Annotated in this window: 21 protein-coding genes and 1 pseudogene; 6 read left to right on the forward strand and 16 right to left on the reverse strand. The window is 63.3% G+C overall.

All coding sequences use genetic code 11. From position 1 onward, the window contains the following. Window positions 1-1,028 precede the first annotated feature (1,028 nt). The 12 genes and pseudogenes from PBR20603_RS24600 to PBR20603_RS13105 all read right to left on the reverse strand — a co-directional run bounded on the left by PBR20603_RS24600 (window position 1,029) and on the right by PBR20603_RS13105 (window position 15,283). A pseudogene (locus tag PBR20603_RS24600) lies at window positions 1,029-2,161 on the reverse strand (CMD domain-containing protein). Next, window positions 2,158-3,504, reverse strand: coding sequence for an acyl-CoA thioester hydrolase/BAAT C-terminal domain-containing protein (locus PBR20603_RS13055; RefSeq protein ID WP_150559965.1), 1,347 nt, complete (start codon window positions 3,502-3,504; stop codon window positions 2,158-2,160). Before PBR20603_RS13055 ends, PBR20603_RS24600 begins: the two are co-directional and overlap by 4 nt. A 16-nt stretch (window positions 3,505-3,520) precedes the next feature. Continuing rightward, complete coding sequence (locus tag PBR20603_RS13060) at window positions 3,521-5,089, reverse strand: ABC transporter substrate-binding protein (protein WP_150559966.1); 1,569 nt, start codon at window positions 5,087-5,089, stop codon at window positions 3,521-3,523. A gap of 80 nt (window positions 5,090-5,169) precedes the next feature. Beyond that, window positions 5,170-6,168 carry an ABC transporter ATP-binding protein gene (locus PBR20603_RS13065; protein WP_150560148.1) on the reverse strand — a complete coding sequence of 333 codons (999 nt, stop codon included), beginning with the start codon at window positions 6,166-6,168 and terminating at the stop codon, window positions 5,170-5,172. A 68-nt stretch (window positions 6,169-6,236) separates the two neighbouring features. Beyond that, window positions 6,237-7,244, reverse strand: a complete 1,008-nt coding sequence (locus PBR20603_RS13070; RefSeq protein WP_150559967.1) for an ABC transporter ATP-binding protein — start codon at window positions 7,242-7,244, stop codon at window positions 6,237-6,239. Next, window positions 7,241-8,128 (reverse strand): ABC transporter permease, encoded by an 888-nt coding sequence (locus tag PBR20603_RS13075; protein WP_150560149.1) that lies wholly within the window; start codon window positions 8,126-8,128, stop codon window positions 7,241-7,243. Before PBR20603_RS13075 ends, PBR20603_RS13070 begins: the two co-directional genes overlap by 4 nt. 56 nt (window positions 8,129-8,184) lie before the next feature. Next, window positions 8,185-9,159, reverse strand: a complete 975-nt coding sequence (locus PBR20603_RS13080; RefSeq protein ID WP_150559968.1) for an ABC transporter permease — start codon at window positions 9,157-9,159, stop codon at window positions 8,185-8,187. Further along, window positions 9,156-10,649, reverse strand: coding sequence for a flavin-containing monooxygenase (locus PBR20603_RS13085; RefSeq protein ID WP_150559969.1), 1,494 nt, complete (start codon window positions 10,647-10,649; stop codon window positions 9,156-9,158). Before PBR20603_RS13085 ends, PBR20603_RS13080 begins: the two co-directional genes overlap by 4 nt. Further along, window positions 10,646-11,626: a LysR family transcriptional regulator gene (locus PBR20603_RS13090; protein WP_150559970.1), complete on the reverse strand. Its 981-nt coding sequence runs from the start codon at window positions 11,624-11,626 to the stop codon at window positions 10,646-10,648. The genes PBR20603_RS13085 and PBR20603_RS13090 overlap by 4 nt, the downstream gene beginning before the upstream one ends. Before the next feature lie 383 nt (window positions 11,627-12,009). Beyond that, entirely contained in the window at window positions 12,010-13,701 is a 1,692-nt protein-coding gene (locus PBR20603_RS13095) for a 3'-5' exonuclease family protein (RefSeq protein WP_246174631.1), read from the reverse strand. A 37-nt stretch (window positions 13,702-13,738) separates the two neighbouring features. Further along, on the reverse strand, window positions 13,739-14,275 hold the full coding sequence (locus PBR20603_RS13100) for a DUF2471 family protein (protein ID WP_150559971.1): 537 nt from the start codon (window positions 14,273-14,275) through the stop codon (window positions 13,739-13,741). A gap of 165 nt (window positions 14,276-14,440) precedes the next feature. Next, on the reverse strand, window positions 14,441-15,283 hold the full coding sequence (locus tag PBR20603_RS13105; protein WP_150559972.1) for an SDR family NAD(P)-dependent oxidoreductase: 843 nt from the start codon (window positions 15,281-15,283) through the stop codon (window positions 14,441-14,443). Window positions 15,284-15,382: 99 nt separating this feature from the next. Between PBR20603_RS13105 and PBR20603_RS13110 the strand changes: the two genes are divergently transcribed. Then, window positions 15,383-15,760, forward strand: a complete 378-nt coding sequence (locus PBR20603_RS13110) for a MerR family transcriptional regulator (RefSeq protein WP_150559973.1) — start codon at window positions 15,383-15,385, stop codon at window positions 15,758-15,760. A gap of 208 nt (window positions 15,761-15,968) precedes the next feature. Beyond that, window positions 15,969-16,688: a glutathione S-transferase C-terminal domain-containing protein gene (locus tag PBR20603_RS13115; protein ID WP_150559974.1), complete on the forward strand. Its 720-nt coding sequence runs from the start codon at window positions 15,969-15,971 to the stop codon at window positions 16,686-16,688. Window positions 16,689-16,714: 26 nt separating this feature from the next. Here the strand turns inward: PBR20603_RS13115 and PBR20603_RS13120 are convergent, their stop codons facing one another. Continuing rightward, window positions 16,715-17,893, reverse strand: coding sequence for a GGDEF domain-containing protein (locus PBR20603_RS13120; RefSeq protein ID WP_150559975.1), 1,179 nt, complete (start codon window positions 17,891-17,893; stop codon window positions 16,715-16,717). 119 nt (window positions 17,894-18,012) lie between these two features. Here PBR20603_RS13120 and PBR20603_RS13125 point away from each other — a divergent pair, with 119 nt between their 5' ends. Next, window positions 18,013-18,594, forward strand: a complete 582-nt coding sequence (locus PBR20603_RS13125) for a DUF4019 domain-containing protein (RefSeq protein WP_150559976.1) — start codon at window positions 18,013-18,015, stop codon at window positions 18,592-18,594. Between the two features lie 25 nt (window positions 18,595-18,619). On the opposite strand, the gene PBR20603_RS13130 is transcribed toward PBR20603_RS13125, so the two are convergent. Then, a complete protein-coding gene (locus PBR20603_RS13130) occupies window positions 18,620-19,258 on the reverse strand; it encodes a GntR family transcriptional regulator (RefSeq protein ID WP_174977911.1) in 639 nt (212 codons plus the stop codon). 861 nt (window positions 19,259-20,119) lie between these two features. Between PBR20603_RS13130 and PBR20603_RS13135 the strand changes: the two genes are divergently transcribed. Beyond that, window positions 20,120-20,428, forward strand: coding sequence for a DUF4148 domain-containing protein (locus tag PBR20603_RS13135; RefSeq protein ID WP_150559978.1), 309 nt, complete (start codon window positions 20,120-20,122; stop codon window positions 20,426-20,428). 345 nt (window positions 20,429-20,773) lie between these two features. Beyond that, window positions 20,774-21,769 carry an alpha/beta fold hydrolase gene (locus tag PBR20603_RS13140; RefSeq protein ID WP_246174653.1) on the forward strand — a complete coding sequence of 332 codons (996 nt, stop codon included), beginning with the start codon at window positions 20,774-20,776 and terminating at the stop codon, window positions 21,767-21,769. Between the two features lie 26 nt (window positions 21,770-21,795). On the opposite strand, the gene PBR20603_RS13145 is transcribed toward PBR20603_RS13140, so the two are convergent. Next, window positions 21,796-22,347 carry a GNAT family N-acetyltransferase gene (locus PBR20603_RS13145; RefSeq protein ID WP_150560151.1) on the reverse strand — a complete coding sequence of 184 codons (552 nt, stop codon included), beginning with the start codon at window positions 22,345-22,347 and terminating at the stop codon, window positions 21,796-21,798. Then, entirely contained in the window at window positions 22,347-22,937 is a 591-nt protein-coding gene (locus PBR20603_RS13150) for a helix-turn-helix domain-containing protein (RefSeq protein ID WP_150559980.1), read from the reverse strand. Before PBR20603_RS13150 ends, PBR20603_RS13145 begins: the two co-directional genes overlap by 1 nt. 92 nt (window positions 22,938-23,029) lie before the next feature. Between PBR20603_RS13150 and PBR20603_RS13155 the strand changes: the two genes are divergently transcribed. Continuing rightward, window positions 23,030-23,533: a GNAT family N-acetyltransferase gene (locus PBR20603_RS13155; protein WP_150559981.1), complete on the forward strand. Its 504-nt coding sequence runs from the start codon at window positions 23,030-23,032 to the stop codon at window positions 23,531-23,533. Window positions 23,534-23,902: the final 369 nt, after the last annotated feature.

Below are 23,902 nucleotides of genomic sequence, written 5' to 3' on the forward strand. Positions count from 1 at the left end.
AGGACCGTGAAACGACTCCACGCCGATGATAGTGCGGATACCCGTGTGAAAGTAGGTAATCGTCAGGCTCCCCTAAAAACCCCTTGCTACAACGCGTAGCAAGGGGTTTTTGCTTTGTGGCTCCCCGTTTCTCCCGCAACCGGGGGTAATGCCGGCGCGCTGACTAAGACCGGCGTGGTGATGATGCTAGCCGGCCCGATTTAGTACGGATCTCGGCAGAGGTAATCAGCCCATCGGCTATCGGTTCGGACCGCGCTGCCGCAAGCGCCCCTTTCCTGCCAGAAGATCTCAGATCCATCGACCGCTGGGCATCGATTCGGATCGTGCCACGACCGTAGATCCTGATCGCCGCTCTCAAGTGCATCAGGCTTTGATTCGTAGCGTGAGCCAATCTCCGTCTCAATAACGCCAACCAAACGCTGATTCGCGGCGCGCTGATCCTGCCTGACCACACTTAGCGCGGAGCGTCTGATGACTGGATGCCGCGAGAGACATGCAGTGCTCGCGCTCTCGGCAGGAGTCTCAATGGGCGCACATGTCCAACGGGCGCGCGGATCACAACACCGAAAAACTCGCTCTGGATTTGGTCCGGAAAACCCAAGCAGATCACGGGGCCGTGAATCTCTAGACACCTTTGGCACGAAAAAACCAGTCAGGTCACATACGCCACGAAGGAGGGTCATCGGCCTCGATCGGGCTGATGGAAAACGAGGTAAATGTCATTACGGATGCTTGTATGAACGAGCTGAAAGGAGTGTTGCAGCGTTTACCACTCACTCAAAACGCACCCCAACGTGCACCCAACGTGCACCCAACGCCGCACTCAACACGCACTCAACGCGCACTCAACACGCACCGAACACGCACCGAACACGCACCGAACACGCACCGAACACGCACCGAACACGCACCGAACACGCACCGAACACGCGCCCAACAAAAAAGCGCTGCCCAGGCGGACAGCGCTTTTTTGTTGGTGTTGCGTCGGGACGTTCAAGGCACACGCCAACGCATTTCCTAACCCGGTTTCAGGTGACGGCTACCGTTTCCGGAAACACCGGCTCACCGAGATTGAGCATCAGACGGTTCGCCCACGCGAAGATCGCGATGGAGTGAATCAGGTCCAGAATCTCAGCGTCGGTCAGACCCACGTCACGAAGTGCCTGCAATTGCTCCGGACGCACGTCGCCTGGCTGCTCCGTCAGTGCAATCGAGAACTGGGAGATGGCCCTCTCACGGTCCGTCGTGCCTGCAGTGCGCGGGTCGTCGAAGACTTCGCGGATCACATCGTTGCGCTTGGCCAACTGCTCGAACCGCTGTGCATGCACCGACGCGCAGTACACGCATCCATTGATACGCGAGACAACCGTCGTCGACAGCTCTCGCTCTGCACGCGGCATGCCGCCCGGCGCGTACATGATCGCATTGAACGCTGCCGAACGTTGACGAAGGATCTCTGGCTGATGCACGAGGAAGAGGTAGTAATCCGATGTCTTGGCCTTCGGGTGGCTCTCTTCCAACACCGCCACCTGCTCCGGTGTTGCCTTATCAAGTTCCACAACATCGAGCCACGCATCCCAGTCGAGCGACTCGTTGGTAAATCCATGCGAACGGATGATGTCGCTCATGCTGTCGTCTCCTGGGGCGTGAGTTGTTTGAGCGCCTGCAGTCCCGCGACCAGACGCGTCTGATACGACAGGAACGCAATCAATTGCGCCAGGGCGACGACTGCGGGCGTCGTCAGTCCGGCCGCCGGCAGCTTCAGCAAAGCGGCCTTGTCTCCCGCCACCGGATTCTCGATGAGCGTGCGGGTGAACGTCAGGATCGCGCGCAGACGCGTGTCGGTCACATCGTCCGGCTGACCGGATTCGGCTGCCCGCAACTGCCCGGCGTCGACAGCGTGCTTGGCCAGCTCGGCGCGGTAATGTGCCGCAAGCGACGGCGAGGGCGTCAGACGGCTCGCATACAGCGCGACGAGCAGACGCTCCACCAGCGAAATGCCCTCAAGTGCCGGGGCGAACAGCCCTTCGTAGCTGCCCTGCGTCGCCACTGCGACTTTATCGCGTGCGTGACGCAACGTATGCGTAGCCGTTCCGGGTGTCAGACCGGCGACGCGATCCACCAGATCGTCATCGATGTCGTATGGGGTATTGGCGGTCATGATTGTCCTTGTGATTGGGCGCGCTGGGCCACCGCCTGCGCGAGGAATGTCTGCACTGCCGTCCACGAACGCTCGTCCGCAAGGGCATTGGCGTATGGCTCGCCGCCGCCGGTGCTGATCTTTCCGGAGACCGGATGCGCGTAGACGAGCTGCGTCGTCGGCACATACGGGAACACGATAGCGTGCCCCGCGTGGTCGAAATCCAGATGCTCGACCGGGTATGGATGCGCATGCGCAGCGAGCCGTTCCGTCACCATCCGTGAGTAGCGGCTCGACGGCCATGAGCCATCGTCTTGCGCCGAGAGCAGCATGACCGGGCCGCGAATCTTTTCCACGGGGATACGAGCGCGCTCGACGGCCTCGGGATCGTCCAGCGCAGTCAGCATCGCTTTCGCATGCCGGTGCGGCGGCGGGCCTTCATCGAACGGTGCCCACGATGCGGTCCGGTTGTTCTCCCAGATATGCGGCAACGGTTTGCCGTCGAGCAACCACGTCGGGCCCTCGCGTCCGATGGCCGGATCGCAGGCGTTTTGCGCACTGTGAATCAACGCGCTCGGCACGTAGCCGATGACGGCAGAGACGGCGCTCGGATACACGGCGCCGAGCAGCAGCACCAACTCGCCGCCACGCGATTGCCCCGAGAGCGCCACAAAGTCATGCGCCGGCTTCACCGTGCGGCGCAACCAGTCCATGCCCTTCGCGAAGTACTCGAGTGGGGTATTGGAGATGAAGTCGGGCAGCCCCGGTCCCTTGAAGTACCCAAGCGCGAAGGCGGCGTAACCGTGCGACGCGTACAGCGCGGCGCGCGGCTCGTTGATACCGCCGCCCGAGCCGTTGAGGATCATCACGGCCGGATAGGGACCGTCGCCGGGCGGCAGGTACAGCGTGCCGACGAGTCCGTCTTCGCGCACCTCACGTCGCGTCACCCCGTCGGCGGCGAGTCGCTGCGTGAACGATACGAAGGACGACGTCGCGACGTTTTCCCCTTCCTGTTGCGCAGAATGACCCGCTTGCGCGACAACCGTCGTGACGAGCGGCGCCATGACTGGCTGCGGAAACACATCGCGGCTCTTGCCGTCTTCCGGCACCTGCGACCAGATCAGGCCCATCGCCGATACACCGTGATAACTGCCACTGACCGGTGCGTCGCGCGACGCGTCGACAACGCCGTCGGCGTCGGCGACGAACGTGGCTTCGGCATGCCAGACCACGCCGCCCGCCCGCGCGGTGCGGGCGGTGAGCGTCACGTGTGCGCCAGGCGCCGCGCCGCGCACCACGAGGTGGCGCGGCACGTCGATCAGCGCGTCGGCCGGGGTTGCCGTGAGAATGAGCGATGACGTCATAACGCGGCGGGCCGGCTTACTTGGCAGCCTTGGTCACTTGCATCGCAACGGTGCGATCGCTCGTGAACGGCGTGACCTTCAGGCCCTTACGCGCGGCCCAGATGTTCTGGTAGTGGTACAGCGGAATCGTGCCCACGTCGTCCGTCTCGACCTTGACCGACTGACGCAGGATCGCTTCACGCTTGCCTTCGTCGAACTCGGCGGTCGACGCATCGAGCGCCTTGTCGATGGCCGGATTGCTGTAGTGCCCCCAGTTCGAGGCGCCGAGGCCCTTCTTGGCATCTACCGTCGCCAGCACGTTCACCAGCGCGTAGCTGGCTTCGCCCGTACCGTTACCCCACGCGAGCATCGACATGGCGTATTCGTTCTTGTTCGCGCGACCCGAGTACACCGCCCAAGGCACCACTTCCACTTGCGTCTTCACGCCGATACGCGTCCAGAATTGCGCCACGGCCTGTGCGGTCTCAGGACCTTGCGGATAGCGGTCGTTCGGCACATGCATCGTCAGCTTGAAGCCTTCCGGGAAACCGGCTTCGGCGAGCAGCTTCTTGGCCTGTGCGGCGTCGAACGGAATGTCCTTCACTTCCGGGTTATAGCCGAACGTGTCCTTCGGCATCCATTGGTTGGCCACGCTGGCCGTGCCTTGCATGATGCGCGTGACGATCGCCTCGCGGTTGATGGCGAGCGAGAGCGCACGGCGCACGCGCACGTCGAGCAGCGGATTCTTCGCGAGCGGCTTGCCGGCGTTATCGGTGATGTACTGATTCGACCCTTCACGGAAGGTCGGTTGCAGCAGCATCACGCGCAGCCCAGGGTACGGAAACACCGTCACGTTCGGCGCCTTCTTCAGACGCGGAATGTCCGAGGCCGACACCTTGTCGATCACGTCCACATCGCCCGCGAGCAGGGCTGCCGTGCGGGCGGCACCGTTGTTGATGTATCGGTAATCGACCTTTTCCCACTCCGACTTGCCCGCCCAGTAATTGTCGTTACGCACCATCTCCACTCGGTCGCCCGGCGTGTAGGAGACATACTTGAACGGCCCTGTGCCGACCATGGCGCGTCCGGCGTTGTAGTCGTCGGTGTTCGACTTCTCGCCAACGTGCTTGCTAACGATGTGCACCGAGGCGAGGTTGAGCGGCAGATCCGGATTCGGAATCTTGGTCTTGACGACGAGCGTGAGCGGGTCCGGCGCACTCATCGTGTCGACGGTGCGCAGGTAGCCCGCGAACGTGGCCACGCTGCCCGGCACGTTACGTGCGCGCTGATACGAATAGATGACGTCGGCGGCGGTGAAGGGCTGACCGTCGTGCCACTTCACATTCGGGCGCAGCTTGAATTCCCATGTCTTGGCGTCGAGGGCCTTCCACGACACGGCCAGCCCCGGTTGCAGCTTGTTCCACTTGTTCTCGACGAGCAGATCCCAGAAATGCAGATCGACCGAACGGTCGCCCGCATGGTTGTTGAGTTGCGGGTCGAGCGACGACAGCGGGTCGGCAAAGGCGATGCGCAGCGTCTGGGCGGAAGCGGCCGCGCTCGTGACGAGCAGTGCAGCAGCCAGCGAGGACAACAAGAAGCGTTTCATTATTGGCAATCCTGGTCGTTGATGTTGAAGAGAAGAGGCGGACGCCGCCGTGAGTGACGACGGCCGCGTCTGCGGGCATATCAGGTGTCGTTCAGGTGACACGCACTCACATGATTGATGGCCACGCCGCGAAGCGTCGGCACCTCCGTGCGGCAACGCGGCATGGCGTGCGGACATCGCGGATGGAAGTGGCAACCGCCCGGCGGCGCAATGGGGCTTGGAATCTCGCCACGTATGGCGGAAAAGGTCTTGTGACGCACGTCGATGCGCGGAATCTCGGCAAGCAGCGCCTGCGTGTACGGATGATTCGGACGACGGAAGACTTCCTCGACGGGCGCACTCTCCACGATACGGCCGAGATACATGATGACCACGCGATCGGACAAGTGCTCGACCACGCCGAGGTCATGACTGATGAACACATACGTCAGGCGCAGTTGTTCACGCAGATCCATGAACAGATTGAGAATCTGCGCCTGGATCGAGACGTCGAGCGCGGCCACCGCTTCGTCGCACACCAGCAGGTCGGGGGAGACGGCCAGCGCGCGGGCGATACCGATGCGCTGGCGCTGTCCGCCGCTGAACTGGTGCGGATAGCGATGGCGCAGCGCCGGATCGAGCCCGGCGCGCTGCAATTGGGCGCTCACGTAGTCGTCGAAGCCCGCCCGGTCGGTCAGGCCATGCACGAGCGCGCCTTCACCGACAATGCGGTCGACGCGCAGACGCGGATTCAGGCTTGCGTATGGGTCCTGAAAGATCATCTGGATCTTCAGGCGCGCGTCGCGTTGTTCCTGTGCCGAGAGCGACTCGGCGGGACGGCCATGAATCTGCACCTCACCCGACGACGGTTTGAGCAAGCCTGCGAGCATGCGTCCGAGGGTGGACTTGCCGCAGCCCGACTCACCCACGAGACCCACGACCTCGCCCGGCTTGACGACGAGATCGACGTGATCGACCGCGCGCACGACGGCCGGCGGATGCGCGAGCCCGACGCGCTCGAGCAGGCGTGAGGCCGGGCCGGCGTGTCGTTCGCCAAAGCGCTTGCTCACGCCGCGCAACGCCACGATGGGCGCGGGCAGCGTGGCGCTCGGGCTGCTCGATTTGCCGTAGCCGGGGCTGACGGTCTGGCTTTGCGGCAGCGGCGTGTTCATACCATCTCCTTTTGCAACGCAGCGCCCGGGTGGAAGCAGCGCACGAGGCGGCCCGGCGATGTCTGCGTCATCTCGGGGCGCTCGGCGCAGGCGGCACTCGCGTATGCGCATCGCGACGCAAATGCGCAGCCGGCCGGCATGGCGAGCAGATTCGGCGTCATGCCGGGAATCTGGCGCAGACGCTGGCCGCGGTTATTCAGACTGGGCAGGCTGCCGATGAGGCCTGACGTGTAGGGGTGTTGCGGCGCATCGAGGACGGCGTCGACGGCACCTTGTTCGACGATGCGTCCCGCGTACATCACGGCAAGCGTATCGGCCAGTCCGGCCACGACCGAGAGGTCGTGCGTAATCCAGATGAGCGCCGTGCCGTGCTGACGTGCGAGCTTCTGCACCTCCGAGAGGATCTGTGCCTGAATCGTGACGTCGAGCGCGGTGGTCGGTTCGTCGGCAATGATCAGATCGGGCCGGTGCAGCATGGCGATGGCAATCGCCACGCGCTGACGCATGCCGCCGGAGAGCTGATGGGGGTAGGCGCGCAGACGCTCGTCGGGGCTCGGAATGCCCATCATGCCGAGCGTGTCGCGTGCGAGTTCACGCGCCTGCGCCTTCGACACGCGCTGGTGGGCGCGCACGGCTTCGATCATCTGTACGTCGACGCGCAACACCGGGTTGAGCGTCATCATCGGGTCCTGAAAGATCATCGCAATGCGATTGCCTTGCAGGTGACGCAGCTCGGACGGCGACAGCTTCGTGAGATCGCGCCCTTGAAACAGCACTTCGCCGCCGACGATTCGGCCCGGCGCATCGACCAGTCCCATGATCGAGAAGCCGGTCACCGACTTGCCCGATCCGGACTCACCGACGAGGCCCATGATGTGGCCCGGCGGCAGCGAGAAGGACACGTCGTCCACGGCGGGCAATGTGCCGGCGCGCGTGATGAATTGCGTGCGCAGATGGCGCACTTCCAGCGTGAGGGAGGAGGTGGGGGATACTGCGCCGCTCATTTCTGCAACCTTGGATTGAACACATCGCGCAGGCGGTCGCCCACGAGATTGATGGCGACGACCGTGACGAGCAGCGCGAGGCCCGGATACAGGCTGATCCAGTACTCGCCGGAGAGCATCGTCTGATAACCGTTGGCAATGAGCAGGCCGAGCGACGGCTCTGTCACCGGTACGCCGAGGCCGAGGAACGACAGTGTGGCTTCGAGCGTGATGGCGCGTGCGACTTGCAACGAGCCCACGACGATCAGCGGCGGCAGGCAGTTCGGCAGGATATGACCGAGGACGATGCGCCAGTTCGGTATGGCCTGGCAGCGTGCGGCTTCCACATACTCGCGGCGCGACTCCACGAGCGCTTGCCCGCGCGCTGTGCGGGCGAAATAGGCCCACTCCAGCACGACGAGTGTGAGCACCACGTTTCCGATGCCTTTGCCCACATAGGCCAGAATCATCAATGCCACGAGAATCGACGGGAACGACAGCAGCAAATCGACCAGACGCATGATGGCGGCGTCGACGCGTCCGCCGGCGTAAGCGGCGACCAGTCCGAGAATGGTGCCGAGAATGCCTGCGATGAGTGCGGAGCCGACACCGACGCCCAGACTGATACGCAGCCCGTAGATGATGCCCGAGAGCAAGTCGCGGCCCTGGCCATCGGTGCCGAGCCAGTACGTATAGGTGGCGGCGCCGTTGGCCGTGGCGGGCGGCAGACGCGCGTCCATCACGTCGAGCTGCATGAGGTCATACGGATTCTGCGGCGTGATCCAGGGCGCCGCCACTGCGGCAACGATCAGCACGACGAGCACGACAAGGCCAAGCACAGCGCTTTTCGAGCGGACGAACTCGCGCAGGCCCTGTTGCCACGGCGATTCGCGACGCATGGGCATCGGCTCCGGCGCGAGCGCCGGTGCGGGGTTGCTGTTGGGAGACAGATTGGACGGCATCAGGCAGCGGCCTCCACGCGCACACGAGGATCGAGCCATTTGTAGAGCACGTCCACGATCAGGTTGAGCGATACGAACAGGCACACCACGACGATGAGATACGCCACGATCACGGGGCGGTCGAGCGAGTTGATGCTGTCGAGAATGAGCTTGCCGGCGCCTGGCCACGAGAACACGCTCTCCGTCACAACGGCAAACGCGATCGTCGAGCCGAACTCGAGCCCGAGCACCGTCACGAGCGGAATCAGCGTATTGCGCAGCACGTGAACGAGCACGACGCGCAGCGGCGAAAGCCCCTTGGCGCGGGCGAACTTCACGAAGTCCAGCGGCAGCACTTCGGACACGCCGGCGCGCGTCAGCCGCAGCACCAGTGAAATCTTGAAGAGCGCCAGATTGAGCGCGGGCAGAATCAGGTGACGCAGCCCGTCGATCGTCAGAAACGACCATTCCACACCGAACACACGCACCGTCTCGCCGCGGCCGCTCGCGGGCAGTACGCCCAGATGCACCGAGAAGAACATGATGAGCATGAGGCCGACCCAGAACGTCGGCAGCGAGAAGCCGACAATGCTGCCGGTCATCAGCAGCTTGGAGATCGGGTTGCGCGGGTACAGACCCGCGAAGAGTCCCAGCGGAATGCCGATGAATACGGCCAGGATGAGTGCCGCGAAGGCCAGCTCCAGGGTGGCGGGCAGGCGTTGCAGAATCAACTGGATGGCCGGCACGTTGTAGACGAAGCTGTTGCCCAGTTCGCCGTGCAGCGCACCGCCCAGGAATGACAGGTACTGGCGCCACAACGGCTGGTCGAGGCCGAGTTGCGCAATGATGCGCGCGCGGTCGACCTGATCGACGTCCTGTCCGATCAGGATGTCGACAGGATTGCCGATCGCATGCAGGCCGACAAACACGATCAGTGTCATCAGCCAGACCACGAAGACCGCTTGCAGCGCGCGGCGCAGAATCCAGGCGGTCATGCGAAGCGCTCCTCGCCCTTCGTGGCGGTCTCGCTATTCAGTGGGGGCGGCGGCGGGGCGGGCGTCCACTCGTCGCCATAGACTTCCGGCTCGGCGTATGTCTCCATGTTCGAGTAGTGGTGCTCGACGTCTTCACGGTAGAAGGTGCCTGCGAGCCCTTGTGCCAGACGCTTCGCGCCTTCGCTCACGGCCGGAATATCGCCCGAGACCGCGCCGTGCGACAGCGTGGCGGGTGCGCAGAAGCAATGAATGCGCTCCAGTCCGGGGCAATCGCCAGGTGTCTTCTCGAGGAATTCGAAGGCCGGACCGAGATCGGGCGAGTCGGACAGTTCAACGTCTTCATCTCCCGCCGCAGGGGTGTAACGATCGCTCCACTTGCGCACGAATTTCGAGAAGGCGGCGAACTCCGGACGTCCTTCGATATCGATGCGAAAGCCCGTCGCGAAGACCAGGAAGTCGAGCACGAAGGTGCCCTTTGCCGTGCGCACATGCAGTTCGTCGCCGACCGGTGTGACGTCGAGAATCGGTGCGCCGAGGTTGAAGCGCGCGTTGTCGTGACGCGAGACGCGCAGCGTGCTGCCGCGCGGCGGCGGAACCTGTTGCACGTTGACGTAGTGACGGATGCGCCACTTCCATTCGTCCGGCAGGTTGATGTGGCCGTGCGTGAGGCCCGGGTTGCCCGCTCCCTTGCCCTTGTTGACGCGCGGAATATCGGCACGGCGAATGAGCAGGTCGACGCTGGCCGCACCGGCTTCGAGGGCGGTGGCGGCGCTGTCCATGGCGGACGCGCCCGCACCGATCACGCCGATGCGTTTGCCACGCAGCGTTGCATAGTCCATCACGTCTGACGAATGCGCCCAGAAGCGACGTGGCAAGTCACGGGCGAATGCCGGTACGGTCGGGCCGCCGAGACCGTCGCGGCCGGTCGCGAGCACCACGTGTCGCGCATAGACCGTCTGGTCGCCATCGGGCGATGTGATCGAGAGCGAGACGAGACCGTCTGCCCCTCGAGGTATCACGGCGGTGATGCGGTGATCGTTACGCACGTCGATGGCGAGCACGTCGCGATACCAGCGCAGGTAATCCATCCATTGCAGGCGGGGGATCTTGTCGAGGGCGTCCCACGCTTCGAGACCGAACTGGGCCTCGAACCAGGCGCGGAACGTGAGCGCGGGCAAGCCGAGCGCCGGCCCGGTGAGTTGCTTGGGCGAGCGCAGCGTTTCCATGCGCGCGGTGGTGGCCCACGGCCCCTCGAAGCCGCGCGGCGACTGATCGAAGATCACGGCGCCTACGCCGAGATGCGTAAGCGATGCGGCCGCGGCAAGACCGGCCATTCCGCCGCCGATGATGGCGACGTCGAGCACGGGCTGGCCGTTGTGCGTGCGCTCGGGCACCCAGTGCTTGGCGGGCAGTTCGAGCCAGGCGAGGTCCTGACGCAGGCGCGCTTCGAGCGCGGGCAGGCCGGTGGCGAGTGTCGGGGACTGGGTCATGACGACAGAGCTTCCTTGGGAGCGGGCAAGTCGCCATAGAGCGACTGCAAGACTTGGGCGTGTTCGGTGGCGGCGCGCTGCGCGAAATCGGGCAGCAACTGGCGCGCGGCGTCGGCAAGCGCGTTGACGAACGCGAGTGCGGCAGGCGAAGGTTCGCGCGCGTCGCGGGTGATGACGCCGAAGAAGAACGGAATGTCGGCATCGATCGGGCGCACGGCAACGTCGGCGAGCGGCAGGCCGTAGGCCGTGACCGGTTCGAGCACGGCGACGCCGAGTCCGGCGCGAACCGCCGTCATCGCATTGATCGATGCATTGGTCTCGATGAGACCGGCCGGGGCGACACCGGCTTGCGCGAACGCCTGATCGAGGCGGCGGCGCAGCCGGTACGGGTTCTGCATGGTGATGATGCGACGGCCCGCGCATGCGGCGAGCGGCAGGCGGTCGTGACTGGCCAGCGGGTCGTCGCTGCGCACGGCGGCGACGCAGGCGGCTTCGCCGATCCAGTGCACGACGATGCCGCGATGCTCGAGCGGCAGGCTGGTGACGCCGATATCGGCGGCGCCCGTGAGCACGGCATGCACGACCTGTTCGGGCGACGTGCTGCGCATCTGAATCTGAGCGGTGTCGTGCGCGAGCCCCGGCAAGGCGAGGGCGGCGGGCACAAGGCCGGCGGCCAGCGCCGATGTGGCGGCGATATGCAACGGGCGGGTCTGGCCACGCGCGATTTCGTCCGCACGGGCGCGGATCTGCTGCAGGCCGGCGAGGACATGCTCAACATCTTCGAAGAGCAGAAAGCCCTGCTCGGTCGGTGTGACGCGCGGGCCGCTGCGAGCAAACAGGGCGTAGCCGATTTCGGATTCCAGCTCCTGAATCATCCGCGTGATGGCAGGCTGCGAGCGCCCGAGCAGCCGCCCGGCAGCAGTGATGCTACCGGTCGACATGACTGCCGCGAAGGCTTCGAGTTGGCGTAATTCCATCTGGCTCTGTGTGGGGACGGGGTGCTGGCGCGCACCCCACGCGCCCGGACCTCGGTGATCGACGACGCCGAGATCGCCGATGTCGCAATGCCTTTGTATTCGGATTGCGTATTCTTTGACCTTAAGCATGCGTCTTGCAAATACTTAATATTTATATGCTCATTCCGTGGCGTGGATAGGCGGGTTTTGCCTAGGTGGACCGCCGGCGGGAAATAAATTGGCGCTGCGGCGCGCGAGCCGCGCTGCATGAGTGAGAAGGCGATACCGAGGCCTTCAGGCAGGCCAGAGATGCCTATGGCTGGCGGGGCGGGGGGGCATCACCACGGGCCATGACGGCGACGCGGTCAGAAGAAAATCGGACCGGCGCTTGGCCCTGCGCCGGTTCAGTGAGCGTCGAACGGCAGACGAAACTGTGCCGGGTCTTCGGGGGGAGGTTGGCGGCGGCGCAACAACGCCGCACTGCGTTTGGGGGGCGTACGTTCCGGCGGTTCGACCGGACTCAGGCGAAACGCCGGGCGGCTCAGTTGCAGAACGGTCAGCGGCGTGGATGGACGGCGCTTTGGTGCAGAGGCGTCGTCGGCAGGTTGTGTCGCGGCCGTGTCGAGCGCGGCCGGCTCGCTGGCCTGCCGGGAGGCGGCGAGACGTCGACTCAACAGGCGGTAGATGTCGGGATCGAAGCCCGTCACGGCAGGCACGCTGTCGACCAGCGCATCCAGGGCTTCGCGTGACGTTACGGTCCCCAGATATTGCCAGCGGTCGATGACGTGATATTCGACTTCGGCTGCGTCGCTCCGGGTGCCGCGCTCTTCAATCGCGATGGGGCCGTCGTAGGGCCAGGTGTCGAGTTGCAGCGTCGTCAGGGCCTGGAGAACCCGCTCGGTATGCGCGGCGAGCGGCAAGTCACCCACGCACACACCGTCACACCGTTTGACCTGATATCCGAAACACGGGCGCCCGGCGGCTGTCTTCTCCAGCCCGAGTTGTGCGCAGCACAGACGATGCTCATCGGCCAGCGCCCGCAGCGCGCTCTCAGCGCTGGCCCGCGACGGGAAGGTGCCGTACAGGGCTTCGGCACTGGCGAAATCGACGGTCTTCGCGCTGACGAGCTGCGGGGTGTCGCTATCCGCCGTGAGTTGCCAACTGTAGAGGTTCGACGCGCGGCGCAACTGGCGGTTGTGCACCGGCTGCAGTTGCTTGACCAATTGCGACTCGAGCAGCAACGCGCCAAGTTCACCCGCCGTGCGACGGGCCTCAACGCGCCGGATTTCCTGCGAGATGCGCAGGTCCTTCGCGACCTGGTGATCGCTGGAAAAGTGTGAGCGCACGCGCGACCGGATATCGACACTCTTGCCGACGTAAAGCAGCGTGTCGCCCTCACCGTAGAAAAGGTAAACGCCGGGGCTGTCCGGCAGCGCGTCGATCGCTTCGTCCGGTAACTGTGGCGGCTGGCTCGAGCGTTTGGTGACGCGCTGCACCGCTTGCCCGATCAGCTCAGGCGCGTAAATCGTGTGGAGTTTCTGCCAGAACTGCCAGAGCAGATCGGCATCGGCGAGTGCGCGGTGACGGCCCAGCGGTGCGAGGCCGAAGCGTGCGATCAAGGCGTCCAGCCCGTGGCGGGCCGCCGAGGGAAACAGCAGGCGCGAGAGCCGCACCGTGCAAAGGACGTCCGCCTGAAAACGGATGCCGGCACGCCGGAATTCGTTCTTGAGGAAGCCGTAGTCGAAGCGCGCATTGTGGGCGACGAACAGTTTGCCGTGCAGACGTTCCGCCAGTCCGTGGGCCAGCGTCTCGAACGACGGCTGGCCGCGCACCATCTCGTTCGTGATCCCCGTCAACTGCTGGATGAATGGCGGGATCGGCTCGGCCGGATCGAGCAGGGTGCTCCACTGTTCGATACCCTGCGGGCCGACTTCGACGACGCCGATCTCCGTGATACGGTCGTCGAGCGCGTTGCCGCCGGTCGTCTCCAGATCGACGAAGACCATCGGCGCAGGCAGGGAGCGGGCAAGCGCATCCGGGTCCATCACCTCGGGGATGACTTGCGCGTTAGCGTCCTCGACGGCGATTTCAGGCACTTCGTAAACCTCGTGGATCCTGGGACTTTGACGGCCGTCAGGCCGCACACGCCGGACCATGGGTCCGTGCAGCGACGGAACGCGCAGACGGCCCCGCCGCGAATGACGTGCTGTCGTCACTGTGGCCATCGTCGCCGGCGAACGCGGCGGCGATGGCGTGAAACACCGCCGGTGCCGGGGTATCCGGCCAGTGCAGATCGAAGGGGGCGTCGAGCGAGGGGAGTTCGCCGTCGCGCCGCAAGGCCTCGTCACCCGGCAGACGCAGCAGTCGCGCCAGCACCCATGGCTCATGACGTGCGTGCAGCCCAATATCGGCCTCTGCCTCGTCGGCAATGGCCAGCAGCGTGCGCCAGTCCAGTGTCAATGCCGATGCCGTTTCGTGCATTTCGCCCAAGCCGTTGGACTCGCTTGCGCTTTCCGTTGCGGCGAGCGGTGACACGGCATCGGCCATGCGCCGGCGCTGCTGTGCGTCATGCCCATGATGCTCGTAACGCGCGGCGATCTCGCGCACGATGCCGGCAAGGTCGCGTTCGGCGGCGCTCAGCGCCAGTTGATCCCAGTCGATGGTTTCCATAAGACGTTCCTCGATTGGGGTACATAATACTGTATAAAATCACAGTTCGCGAGAGACGCCGTCTCATCTGCATGAAGCCCAAGCCTATCGATCCGAGCATCGCACCCGAAAATGGGCGGCCCCGGCGCGCCGAATAATCGAATCAGGCGCACAGCGTATTGTTATTTATCGCAACGCATCTGGCGACTTGCATGCCCCGGTCGCAAGTTCCTGAGCGTGCCTTGGCCTGAGGATCTTCTCAACGAGCAGCGCAGCACTTTGACGGCTCAATAGTCTCTGCAGGGTCGCAAGCAGCCGGTTATTCGCGCCCACGACCCGGTGGCTCTTATTGCGATCCACCGCCCGAAGTGCCTCCTGGATCACCCTCGCAACGGGCATCGGCGTGCCGACGGCAGCCTCTTTTGCGCCAACGACGTCAAAGAAGGCGGTTTGCGTTGCTCCCGGACATAGCGCGACAACACGCACACCCCGATGCCGGTTCTCCGCCCAAACGGCCTCGGAAAATGAAAGGAGAAATGCCTTCGTGGCACCGTAGATGGCCATGTATGGATCGGGCTGAAACGCTGCCGTCGACGCAACGTTGATGACGACCCCGTTGGATTTCGCCAGCATGCCAGGCAACACAAGATGCGTCAGCTCGACGGCAGCCATGCAATTCACCAGCACTTCGTCGCGTTGACGGGCCAACGGAATGGTTTCGAAGCGTCCATACGTGGCAAAGCCGGCGTTGTTGACCAGGACATCTACCACCGTTCCGGTATCCCTCAGGTGATCGGCAACTGCGGCTAAGGCACCGGAAGTGCTCAAGTCGACGGTCAGAAAATCGGCGTCGCACGCATAATCGCGCCGCAACTCCTCTGATAGGTCGCGCAACGTGTCGCGTGAGCGCGCCAGCAGCAGCAGGTTGGCCCCTTGTTTGGCCAGTGCGTAAGCAAACGCACGTCCGATACCGGACGAGGCGCCCGTAACGAGTGCTGTTTTTCCACGGAAATCAAAGCGGGTTGGCATGGCGTGCTCAGAGAGTAAAAGACGAGCGGCACTGTAAACCGTTGACTATGGACAACGGTCAAGCCCTAATATCGGTTCACCACTTCGGATGGAGACAGCATGCGCATTGGCGAACTCTGCAGGCACGCGGGCGTTTCTCGCGATACCGTTCGCTACTACGAGAAAATGGGACTGCTCGACAAGGCCACCCAACCTCACATAACGAATACCTACAAGCACTACTCCGCGCTTTCGTTGCAGCGGATACGACTGATCGTCCACGCCAAGGCGCTGGGCTTCACACTGGCGGAAATTCGTGAAGTTATCGAGGTGTGGGATAGCCCGAGCTTTGGCGTGGCGCAAAAGGCCGCTTGTCTGCAGGCAAAGCTCAAAGCGCTTGACGAAAAGAGTCACGCGTTGAGCACGCTTCGCGCAGGTTTGCTCAATGCACTGGATAAAGTTGGCGGCGAGTGTATCGAGGCGGAGATGGCGGTGTGATGTCAGGTGAAACGCACAGTCGGGCGTGAGGTCGTCGAAGGTGCGTTCGGTGCCTGCCAAGGCCCCAGCGGATGGCAGGACGTCAACCGCAACAACGCAAAGACGAGGCTGATGATTGCCTGCGGCACCCTGAATGTGCCGGGGTCGCCGCCGCCGTCGCCGCATGTAATACTCTGCGCCATTCCTATCGCGCAGGAGCCTGCCCTCGATGTTGACCCTGTACACTTTCGGCCCGGCATTCGGGCTTCCGGACGCCAGCCCGTTCGTCGTCAAGGCGGAAATGTTGCTCAAGCTGGCCGGACTGCCGTATCAGACGAATCGCGGTGGCTTTCGGCGCGCGCCCAAGGGCAAGCTGCCCTATATCGATGACAATGGCGAGATCGTGGCGGACTCGACACTGATCCGGCTGCACATCGAACGCAAATACGGGTTTGATTTCGACGCGGACCTCACGCCCGAACAACGGGGTGCCGCGTGGATGTTCGAGAAGGCGCTGGAGGATCATTTCTATTGGCATGTGGTGCAGGCGCGCTGGTGTGACGAGGAGAACTTCGCCAAAGGCCCGGCCTCGTTCTTCAAAGCGATTCCCTGGCCGGTACGCCCGCTCGCGCAGGCATTCATCCGTCGCAAGATCCGCAACACGCTGCATGGGCAGGGCACCGGACGCTATACGCCGCAGGAGCAAGCACAACTGCTCAAGCGTGGCGCGCAGGCCGCCGCCCAATTGCTGGGTGACAAGCCGTACTTTTTCGGGGATGCGCCTTGCGGTGCCGATGCCACGGCCTTCGGTTTCATCTCGAGCGCCGTGTCGCCGCATTTCCGCATGCCATTGCGTGACGAGATCGAGAGGTACCCGAACCTGACGGCGTATGTGGCGCGCATGCGCCGTGAGTTCTTCACCGATACGCGAGACGACTCGGGCGCTTGAGCTGCAACGAAGCAGGCGGCGCTGACTCAGCCCGCCTCGGACGCTGTCTCGTCGCTCGGGAGAACGTCGGACAGCACGAGATTGCGTCCGGAAATCTTTGCGGCATACAGCGCGCGGTCGGCCCGCATGCACAGGGCCTCGAGGCTTTCATGCTCGTGCCACGTCGCCACGCCGCCACTGAGCGTGTAATGGCACACGCCGAATGGACCAGCCACCAGATGACGGCTCGCCTGGGTACGCAGCCGTTCGGCAATGCGGATGGCGCCGGGCGTGTCCGTGCCCGGCAGCAACACCGCGAATTCCTCTCCACCCAATCGCCCCAAGACATCGCCTTCGCGCAGGCTGTCACGCACGAGCTTCACGAACTCGCGCAGCACCGTGTCGCCGCCGGCATGCCCGTGCGTATCGTTGATCTGCTTGAAGTGATCGAGATCGATGACCACGATCGACAGCGGCCAGCTCCGGGCCAGCGCGCGGGCCATTTCCTGACGCGCCAGCAGGTCGAAATGCTTGCGGGACAGCGCACCGGTCAGATAGTCGCGGTTGGCGGCCTCTTCGGCGGTCGCGAGCATCGCGTCGTGGATCATCATGACTGCGCCCATCGTCATGGCGGGCATGACAATCGTGCCGATCGTGAGCATCGCGACATTGAACGCGGTCGGCGCAAACAATTCCGAACCGGGGGCGCTCATCCAACCGGAGACCACGCCGCGTACCGTATGCCCGATGGCGAATACCATCGCAAGGCTCGCCGTCAGCCAATAGTGATAGGAATGGCGGCGCGGCGGGATGTGCCGTGCGATGAGCAGGGCCGTGGCCAGCAGCATCGTGGCGTGAAACGCGGAGACGACGATCACGCGCATTTGCGGATTGTCTGTGCCGTAAAACCAGACCAGGATCGCAGCGGCGAGCACGCCCAGCGACGCGCCAAGCACTCGCCAGTGCGTTGGCTGGCCGAGAAAGCGGGCACACCCGGCGTAGTAAAGCAGCAGGCTGCCTGCGAGCGCGATATTGGCAATGGGAATCGACAGGAAGTCGGGTACGATGCCGCGCAGGGCGAACAGCGGCAAGGCAATCAGCACGAGGACGTTGGCGAGGCACCACTCGCGAACGCCCGCCACGCGTGAGCGCAGAAGAGAACCCACGATCAGCAACATCATGAAGCTGAGCAGTGAGGTGATCGCGAGCAGCGAGGTCGTCAACATGGCGATGACCAACGGGGGGAGGCGGACATGTGTTGTGCATTGTAATGTACGCCGCTGCGCGCGTTACACGCCAGTAGAATGGCCGGGTGAGTCTTTTCCGTTTCCAGGAGTTTGCGTCAATGTCGACGACCCAGTTTTTTGCGCCACATCGTCCCCTTCGTCCCCCTCGTCCCCGTCGTTTCCGTCGTTTCCGTCTGCTGCTGCCCGTACTGGCACTGGCCGCCGGCGTGTTCGTCAGCCTGAGCGCCTTGCCAGTGCAGGCGCAGCAGGAGCCGATGCAGCGCCGCTCGGCACAGCCGCCGCTTTTCGCCACCCCCGCCAGCAGCGCAACGGCGCCGGCGGCCGACATCAATCGCGACGTGCGCCCCGCGCTCGAAGCCGCCAACCTTTGGCTCGGACTCACGGATATCAATCGTGGGCAGCAAAGCTGGGAGCAGGCCGCACCGGTGTTTCAGCGTGCCATCTCGGCTGAGGACTGGGCGCAGAATCTGCAAGCTGCGCGCACGCCGCTGGGTAAGGTGAAGTCGCGCAAGACCAAAGACGCGGTGTTTACGCGCACCATTCCGGGGCAGCCCGAAGGTGAGTACGTGGTAATTCAGTACGACACGGCCTTCGAGAACAAGGCCGACGCCCATGAAATGGTGACGATGGTCTTCGGCATCGACAGCCGCTGGAGAGTGGCAGGCTATCTGGTGCGCTGAGGTGGCGCAGCCCGCGAGTGCCCGTTCAGCGAGGCAGAGCGGGCTCGACGATGCCCATCGTCGTCTCGACGTGGACTCGCGCCACTTGTTCGGCCCGCTCTTCGTCGTGTGCGCGAAGGGCGGCGAGCAATTCCCGGTGCTGGGCGTTGGTGGCCGTCAGTTGTTCGTCAGAGAACATGACGGGAATGCGCAACGCCCAGTAATAAAACTGGGTGCGTTCGTGAAACTGCGCCAGCACGGCGTTATCGGCGGCCTTCACGATCAGATCGTGAAATTCCGTGTTCAGGCGATTGAGGGCCAGACGCGGCAAATGACCGCCCGGCTCCATCTGTTCGATGAGTGTGGCCAGGGCATCGCAGGCGTCGGGGGTAATTTTGCGCGCGGCGAGCCGTGCCGTTTCGGCTTCGATGGCCACACGGCTCTCGAAGATTGCGTGGACTTGGAGGTGATCGACGCCCTGAACTTCCCAGCCGCGATTGCGGGCGATGAAACCTTCGCCTTGCAAGATAAGCAACGCTTCGCGCACGGGCGTGCGGCCAACGCCAAGCCTCTGAATCAGGTCGTCTTCGATGAGGCGCTGCCCCGGTCTGAGTTCCGAGGCGAGAATCATGCTGCGGATTTTGGTCCGCACTTCTCCAGTGATCAGGTTGCTGGGCGCTTTCATCCGATGCTTGTCTTCCATTGAGCGGCGCGCGCGCCGTGTACTTCGGCGATATGCCGCAGCCATACCCGGCATATCGAGCATGGGCCGCGTTGAGCGCGCACCCCAAGCCGCAGCGGATTTTACCGAGTTTCTTTCCGCGCCTTCAAAACCATTGCCGGAACGTCAAAGTGATGGCGGCCATGCGTGCAACGCATCAATGGCGTCAGATTTTGCGCAATTCTTTCGGTTTCCGAAGCGAGTGCTTGCTTATACGCTTGTTTAAAGTGCGTGAAAGGTACCATAACGCCCATCGTGACGGGGTTCGTGCCGATTCACTTGAAATGTGAGTACACACCGTCTCAGCGTTGCGGGTGCCGAAACATGCGTCGGGTGAGGGCTTGGAGGCGTTGATGAAGATATGAAGCAGTCTCGGCAAATAACCACTTTGGCAGAATGGTTATAGGTGGGCATCTAGTTTCTTCACTACGCACCAGATATCCCGTTCGCCAGCGGGCATGAGTTGCCAGTGTTTCGCCGGAAGCTGTGCGCCCGCAACCGTTCGGTACGGCGCGACATCCAATATCAGTGAGCCGTCGGTGAAATGCCGATATTGCCCGACGCTGCCCGCGCCATCGCTGAATTCCAGAATCACATCACCGGATGGCGCTGTCGGCCCACCGAGGGCCGTCAACCGCGCGCCAGGGAAGAGATGAGTGTGATGGACGTGAAATCGCATTCGCTCCCCTTGTGTCCAATTATTTCTAAATTAGAAATAAAAGATTATAAATAATCTTATTTATCGCTAATTTGCGCGCTAATAGACTGTCACTGTCGACGATGAATTAAGCATCGCCCCCCCCCTCGATAGACAGGAGAAAGATCATGAAGCGCACTCTTATTACCTCGGCCTTGATTTCCACCATGTTGGCCGTTTCGGCCGGTTCGGCATTTGCCAGCGACGCTTTCGACGGTCCGTCGGAATTCTCGTGGGTGCCCCAGACCAGCGTACTCACTCGCGCTCAGGTTCGTGAAGAATTGATTCAGGCGCAGAAGGCAGGCCTCGTGGTTCAACACGATACCGTGTATCCGAAGGCCGCGCCGAGCGCCCAACCGGCAGCGCCGGCGGCACGGGTAACGGCCGGTTCGGTCGGTGGCCTGCAACGCGCCGGCACGACCTACTTCGGTAACTAAGCCGGACCACGGCACGCCGGCGGCCCCGATATCGAGGGCGCCGCAGCGTGCCGCTCACGTGCGAAGACCGCGTGGCACAATCGTCCCATTCCGCCTTGTGCCACTTTCCGTGTTCCCGCACGCTTCTCTCTCATGACGTCATCGCTCAGCCCGCTCAGCCCGCTCAGCCCGCTTAGTCAGCTTAGTCAGCTTAGTCAGCTTAGTCAGCTTAGTCAGCTTAGTCAGCTTAGTCAGCTTAGTCAGCTTAGTCAGCGCATGCGCCATATATCGCAACATGCCGTTGCGACGCTGCGCGCAGGCGCCTTCGTCAGCCTCATCTCCCTCATTGTTCTGGGCGCCCTCCTGATGGTCACGCCGGCGCGCGCCGCCGATGCAGCATCGGACAACGCCCAGAGCAACGCCGGTCCGGCCTATGGTCCCGAGTTGCAAGGCTTCGACTATCCGTATCCGGTCAATCGATTCGACTTCACGTCGCAGCGCCTGCCGCTGCATATGGCGTATCTCGACGTGAAGCCCGCGCAGGCCAACGGGCGAACTGTCGTGCTGCTGCACGGCAAGAACTTCTGCGCCGCCACGTGGCAAGAGACCATCGACACCCTGACCGGTGCGGGGTATCGCGTGATCGCGCCGGATCAGGTGGGCTTCTGCAAGTCGAGCAAACCGGCCCAATATCAATACAGCTTCCAGCAGTTGGCGAACAACACGCATGCGTTGCTGGTCTCGCTGGGTATCAAGGCGGCGACTGTCGTGGGGCATTCCACGGGCGGAATGCTGGCCGCGCGCTACGCGTTGATGTATCCGAACGAGACGCAGCAACTCGTGCTCGTCAACCCGATCGGTCTCGAAGACTGGAAGGCATTGGGCGTGCCGTCGAAGAGCGTGGATGAGTGGTACGACCGCGAGCTACGCACGACCGCGGCGGGCATTCGCCGTTATGAGCAGGCGACGTACTACGCGGGGCAATGGAGCGATCGCTACGAGCCGTGGGTGCAAATGCTGGCCGGCATGTATCGCGGGCAGGGCAAGCGCATCGTCGCGTGGAACTCGGCGCTGCTCTACGACATGATCTACACCCAGCCGGTCGTGTACGAGTTGGGGCAGATTCGCGTGCCCACGCTGTTGCTGATCGGTGACAAAGACACCACAGCGATCGGCAAGGACTTCTCGCCACCGGAGGTGCAGGCGCGTATCGGACATTACCCCATGCTCGCGAAGGCGACGCAAGCCGCCATTCCTGGCTCGACGCTCGTGGAATTCCCCGAACTGGGCCATGCGCCGCAGATGCAGGACCCCGCGACGTTTCATAAAGCGCTGCTCAGCGGTCTGGCGGCGCTGCATTAACCTGGCGGGCCAGTTCCAGCGATGCGTCAGAGGTGCTTGTAATAGAACGTTGTCGCACAGAACGCGCCGTCGGGCATAAGCGCGAATTTCGGCACGTCGCCTGCGCGTTGCCAGCCGCTGCGCTGGTAAAGCCGTTCGGCGTCGCCGCCGGTCACGGTGTCGAGCACCAGCACGTGGCGGCCTTCGTTGCGTGCGACGTCGTCGATGGCTGCCATCAACCGCTGTGCCACGCCCTGCCGCCGCGCCGATCGGTGGACCAGCATCTTCGCCACGTCCGCGCGATGTGGCTGGTTCTCAGGCAGATCGAGAATCAGTTGTACGGTGCCGACGATATCGCCATCGTCCGCCTCGCCAAGGGCGTGACGACGGGCAACGAGCAACGCGCGTTCGCCACGTGCCACGCTATCGGCGACCTTGCGCCAGAACACGGCGGCGCGCTCACGCGTGAGCGGCAGCATGAAGCTCACCGATGCGCCGCCTTCCACGCAGTCGATGAGAACGTCGGCAAGCGCGTCGATGGCCGCAAGCGCTTGCGTGCCATCGAGTCGTTGCAGGGCAATGGACGAAAAAGCGGGCATCACGGTGTTCTCCTTGCCGGGACAAACGGCAACGTCACGAGTCCGACGAGATAGCGCGCGCTCGCCGGCGTCGGGTTGTGGAAGCCGATCGGTTGATCGAGCCGCATTGCAAGGCAATCGCCGGTATCGAGCCGCCACGTGGTGTCGCGCAGCGTAATTTCGATAGCGCCGTCGATCACCCAGATCTGTTGCCAGACTTCGTTATCTCGCGCGCCGGTGTCGTAAGCGACACGCTCGCCTGCTGGAAACTGCACTTCGACGAATTGCAGGGGCGACGGTTGTGCCGGCGAAAGGTTGCGCCTCACGTAGCCCGAGTCCGGGTCCGTCCACACCGGCTGATCGGCTCGGCGGGCGAGCGGCGAGGGCGGTGTGTCATCCTGTGCGGGGCCGTCGAACAACGAAGCGAGCGTGACGTCGAGTGCAGTGGCAAGCTTGTCCAGCACGTTGGCCGTCGGGCTCGTCTGCGCGCGCTCGATGAGCGAGATGCTCGAGCGGCTCACTCCGCTGCGCTCGGCCAGCGTGTCGAGAGAGTAGCCGCGCTCGCTGCGCAGATCGCGCACACGGCGGGCGATGCGTTCGTTGATGTCCATGCTGTCCAGTCTACTGGAAATTAAATTCCAGTAAAATAGATGGCATCGTGCATGCCGTCACTTACGGCGTTTTTGCTTGCGGGACTCCCCAAATGACTTCCTCGCTGATCGTTCGCGACGCTACCGACGCCGACCTCCTCGCCATTCGCGACATATACAACGACGCCGTCGAACACACCACGGCCATCTGGAACGAGGTGCTTGTCGATGTCGACAACCGGCGCGAGTGGCTGGCCGCACGTGTGGCGCGAGGCTTTCCCGTGATCGTGGCCGAGCGCGACGGCACGGTTGCGGGCTATGCGTCGTTCGGTGACTGGCGCGCATTCGACGGCTATCGCCATACCGTCGAGCACTCGATTTACGTGGACAAGAATGCGCGCGGCGGTGGCATCGGCGAAACGCTCATGCGAGCACTCATCGACCGCGCACGTGCGCTTGACATTCACGTGATGATCGCGAGCATCGAAGCGCAGAACGCACCGTCGATTCGGTTGCACGAAAAACTCGGCTTCCGTGTGGTCGGCACGTTCAACGAAGTCGGCACGAAATTCGGCCGCTGGCTTGACCTCACATGCATGGAATTGCGTATCGATTGAGCGTGCAGCGAACACGCGCTGCACAATAAATTCGATGCCGCTATGTCTCGCGAGATATAGCGGCATTTCTCATCGGGCATAGGCGACATCACGACATTCGAATATCGCTCGCTCTCGCCCGCTGCGTGGCGCGCAATGCGTGATATGCCGTGCAGATTCTCGCGCAGTGCGTCATGACCAACCTTGTCATTCCTGGAGGTGGCGTGTAGCCTTGGCACGTCCGATGTCACTCATGAAGCGTGTTCATATAGAACTTCACGAGCGCATCACGGCAGGTGAATGTCACGCATTGTGAACATGCATCGTGGGTCGATGACGTGAAGTCCGACGTCGCGGCCCCGTGAGCGTTGCAGTGCTGTTTTGTGGTTC

Origin of the sequence: Pandoraea bronchicola (assembly GCF_902459805.1) — a bacterium.
Taxonomy (GTDB): domain Bacteria; phylum Pseudomonadota; class Gammaproteobacteria; order Burkholderiales; family Burkholderiaceae; genus Pandoraea; species Pandoraea bronchicola.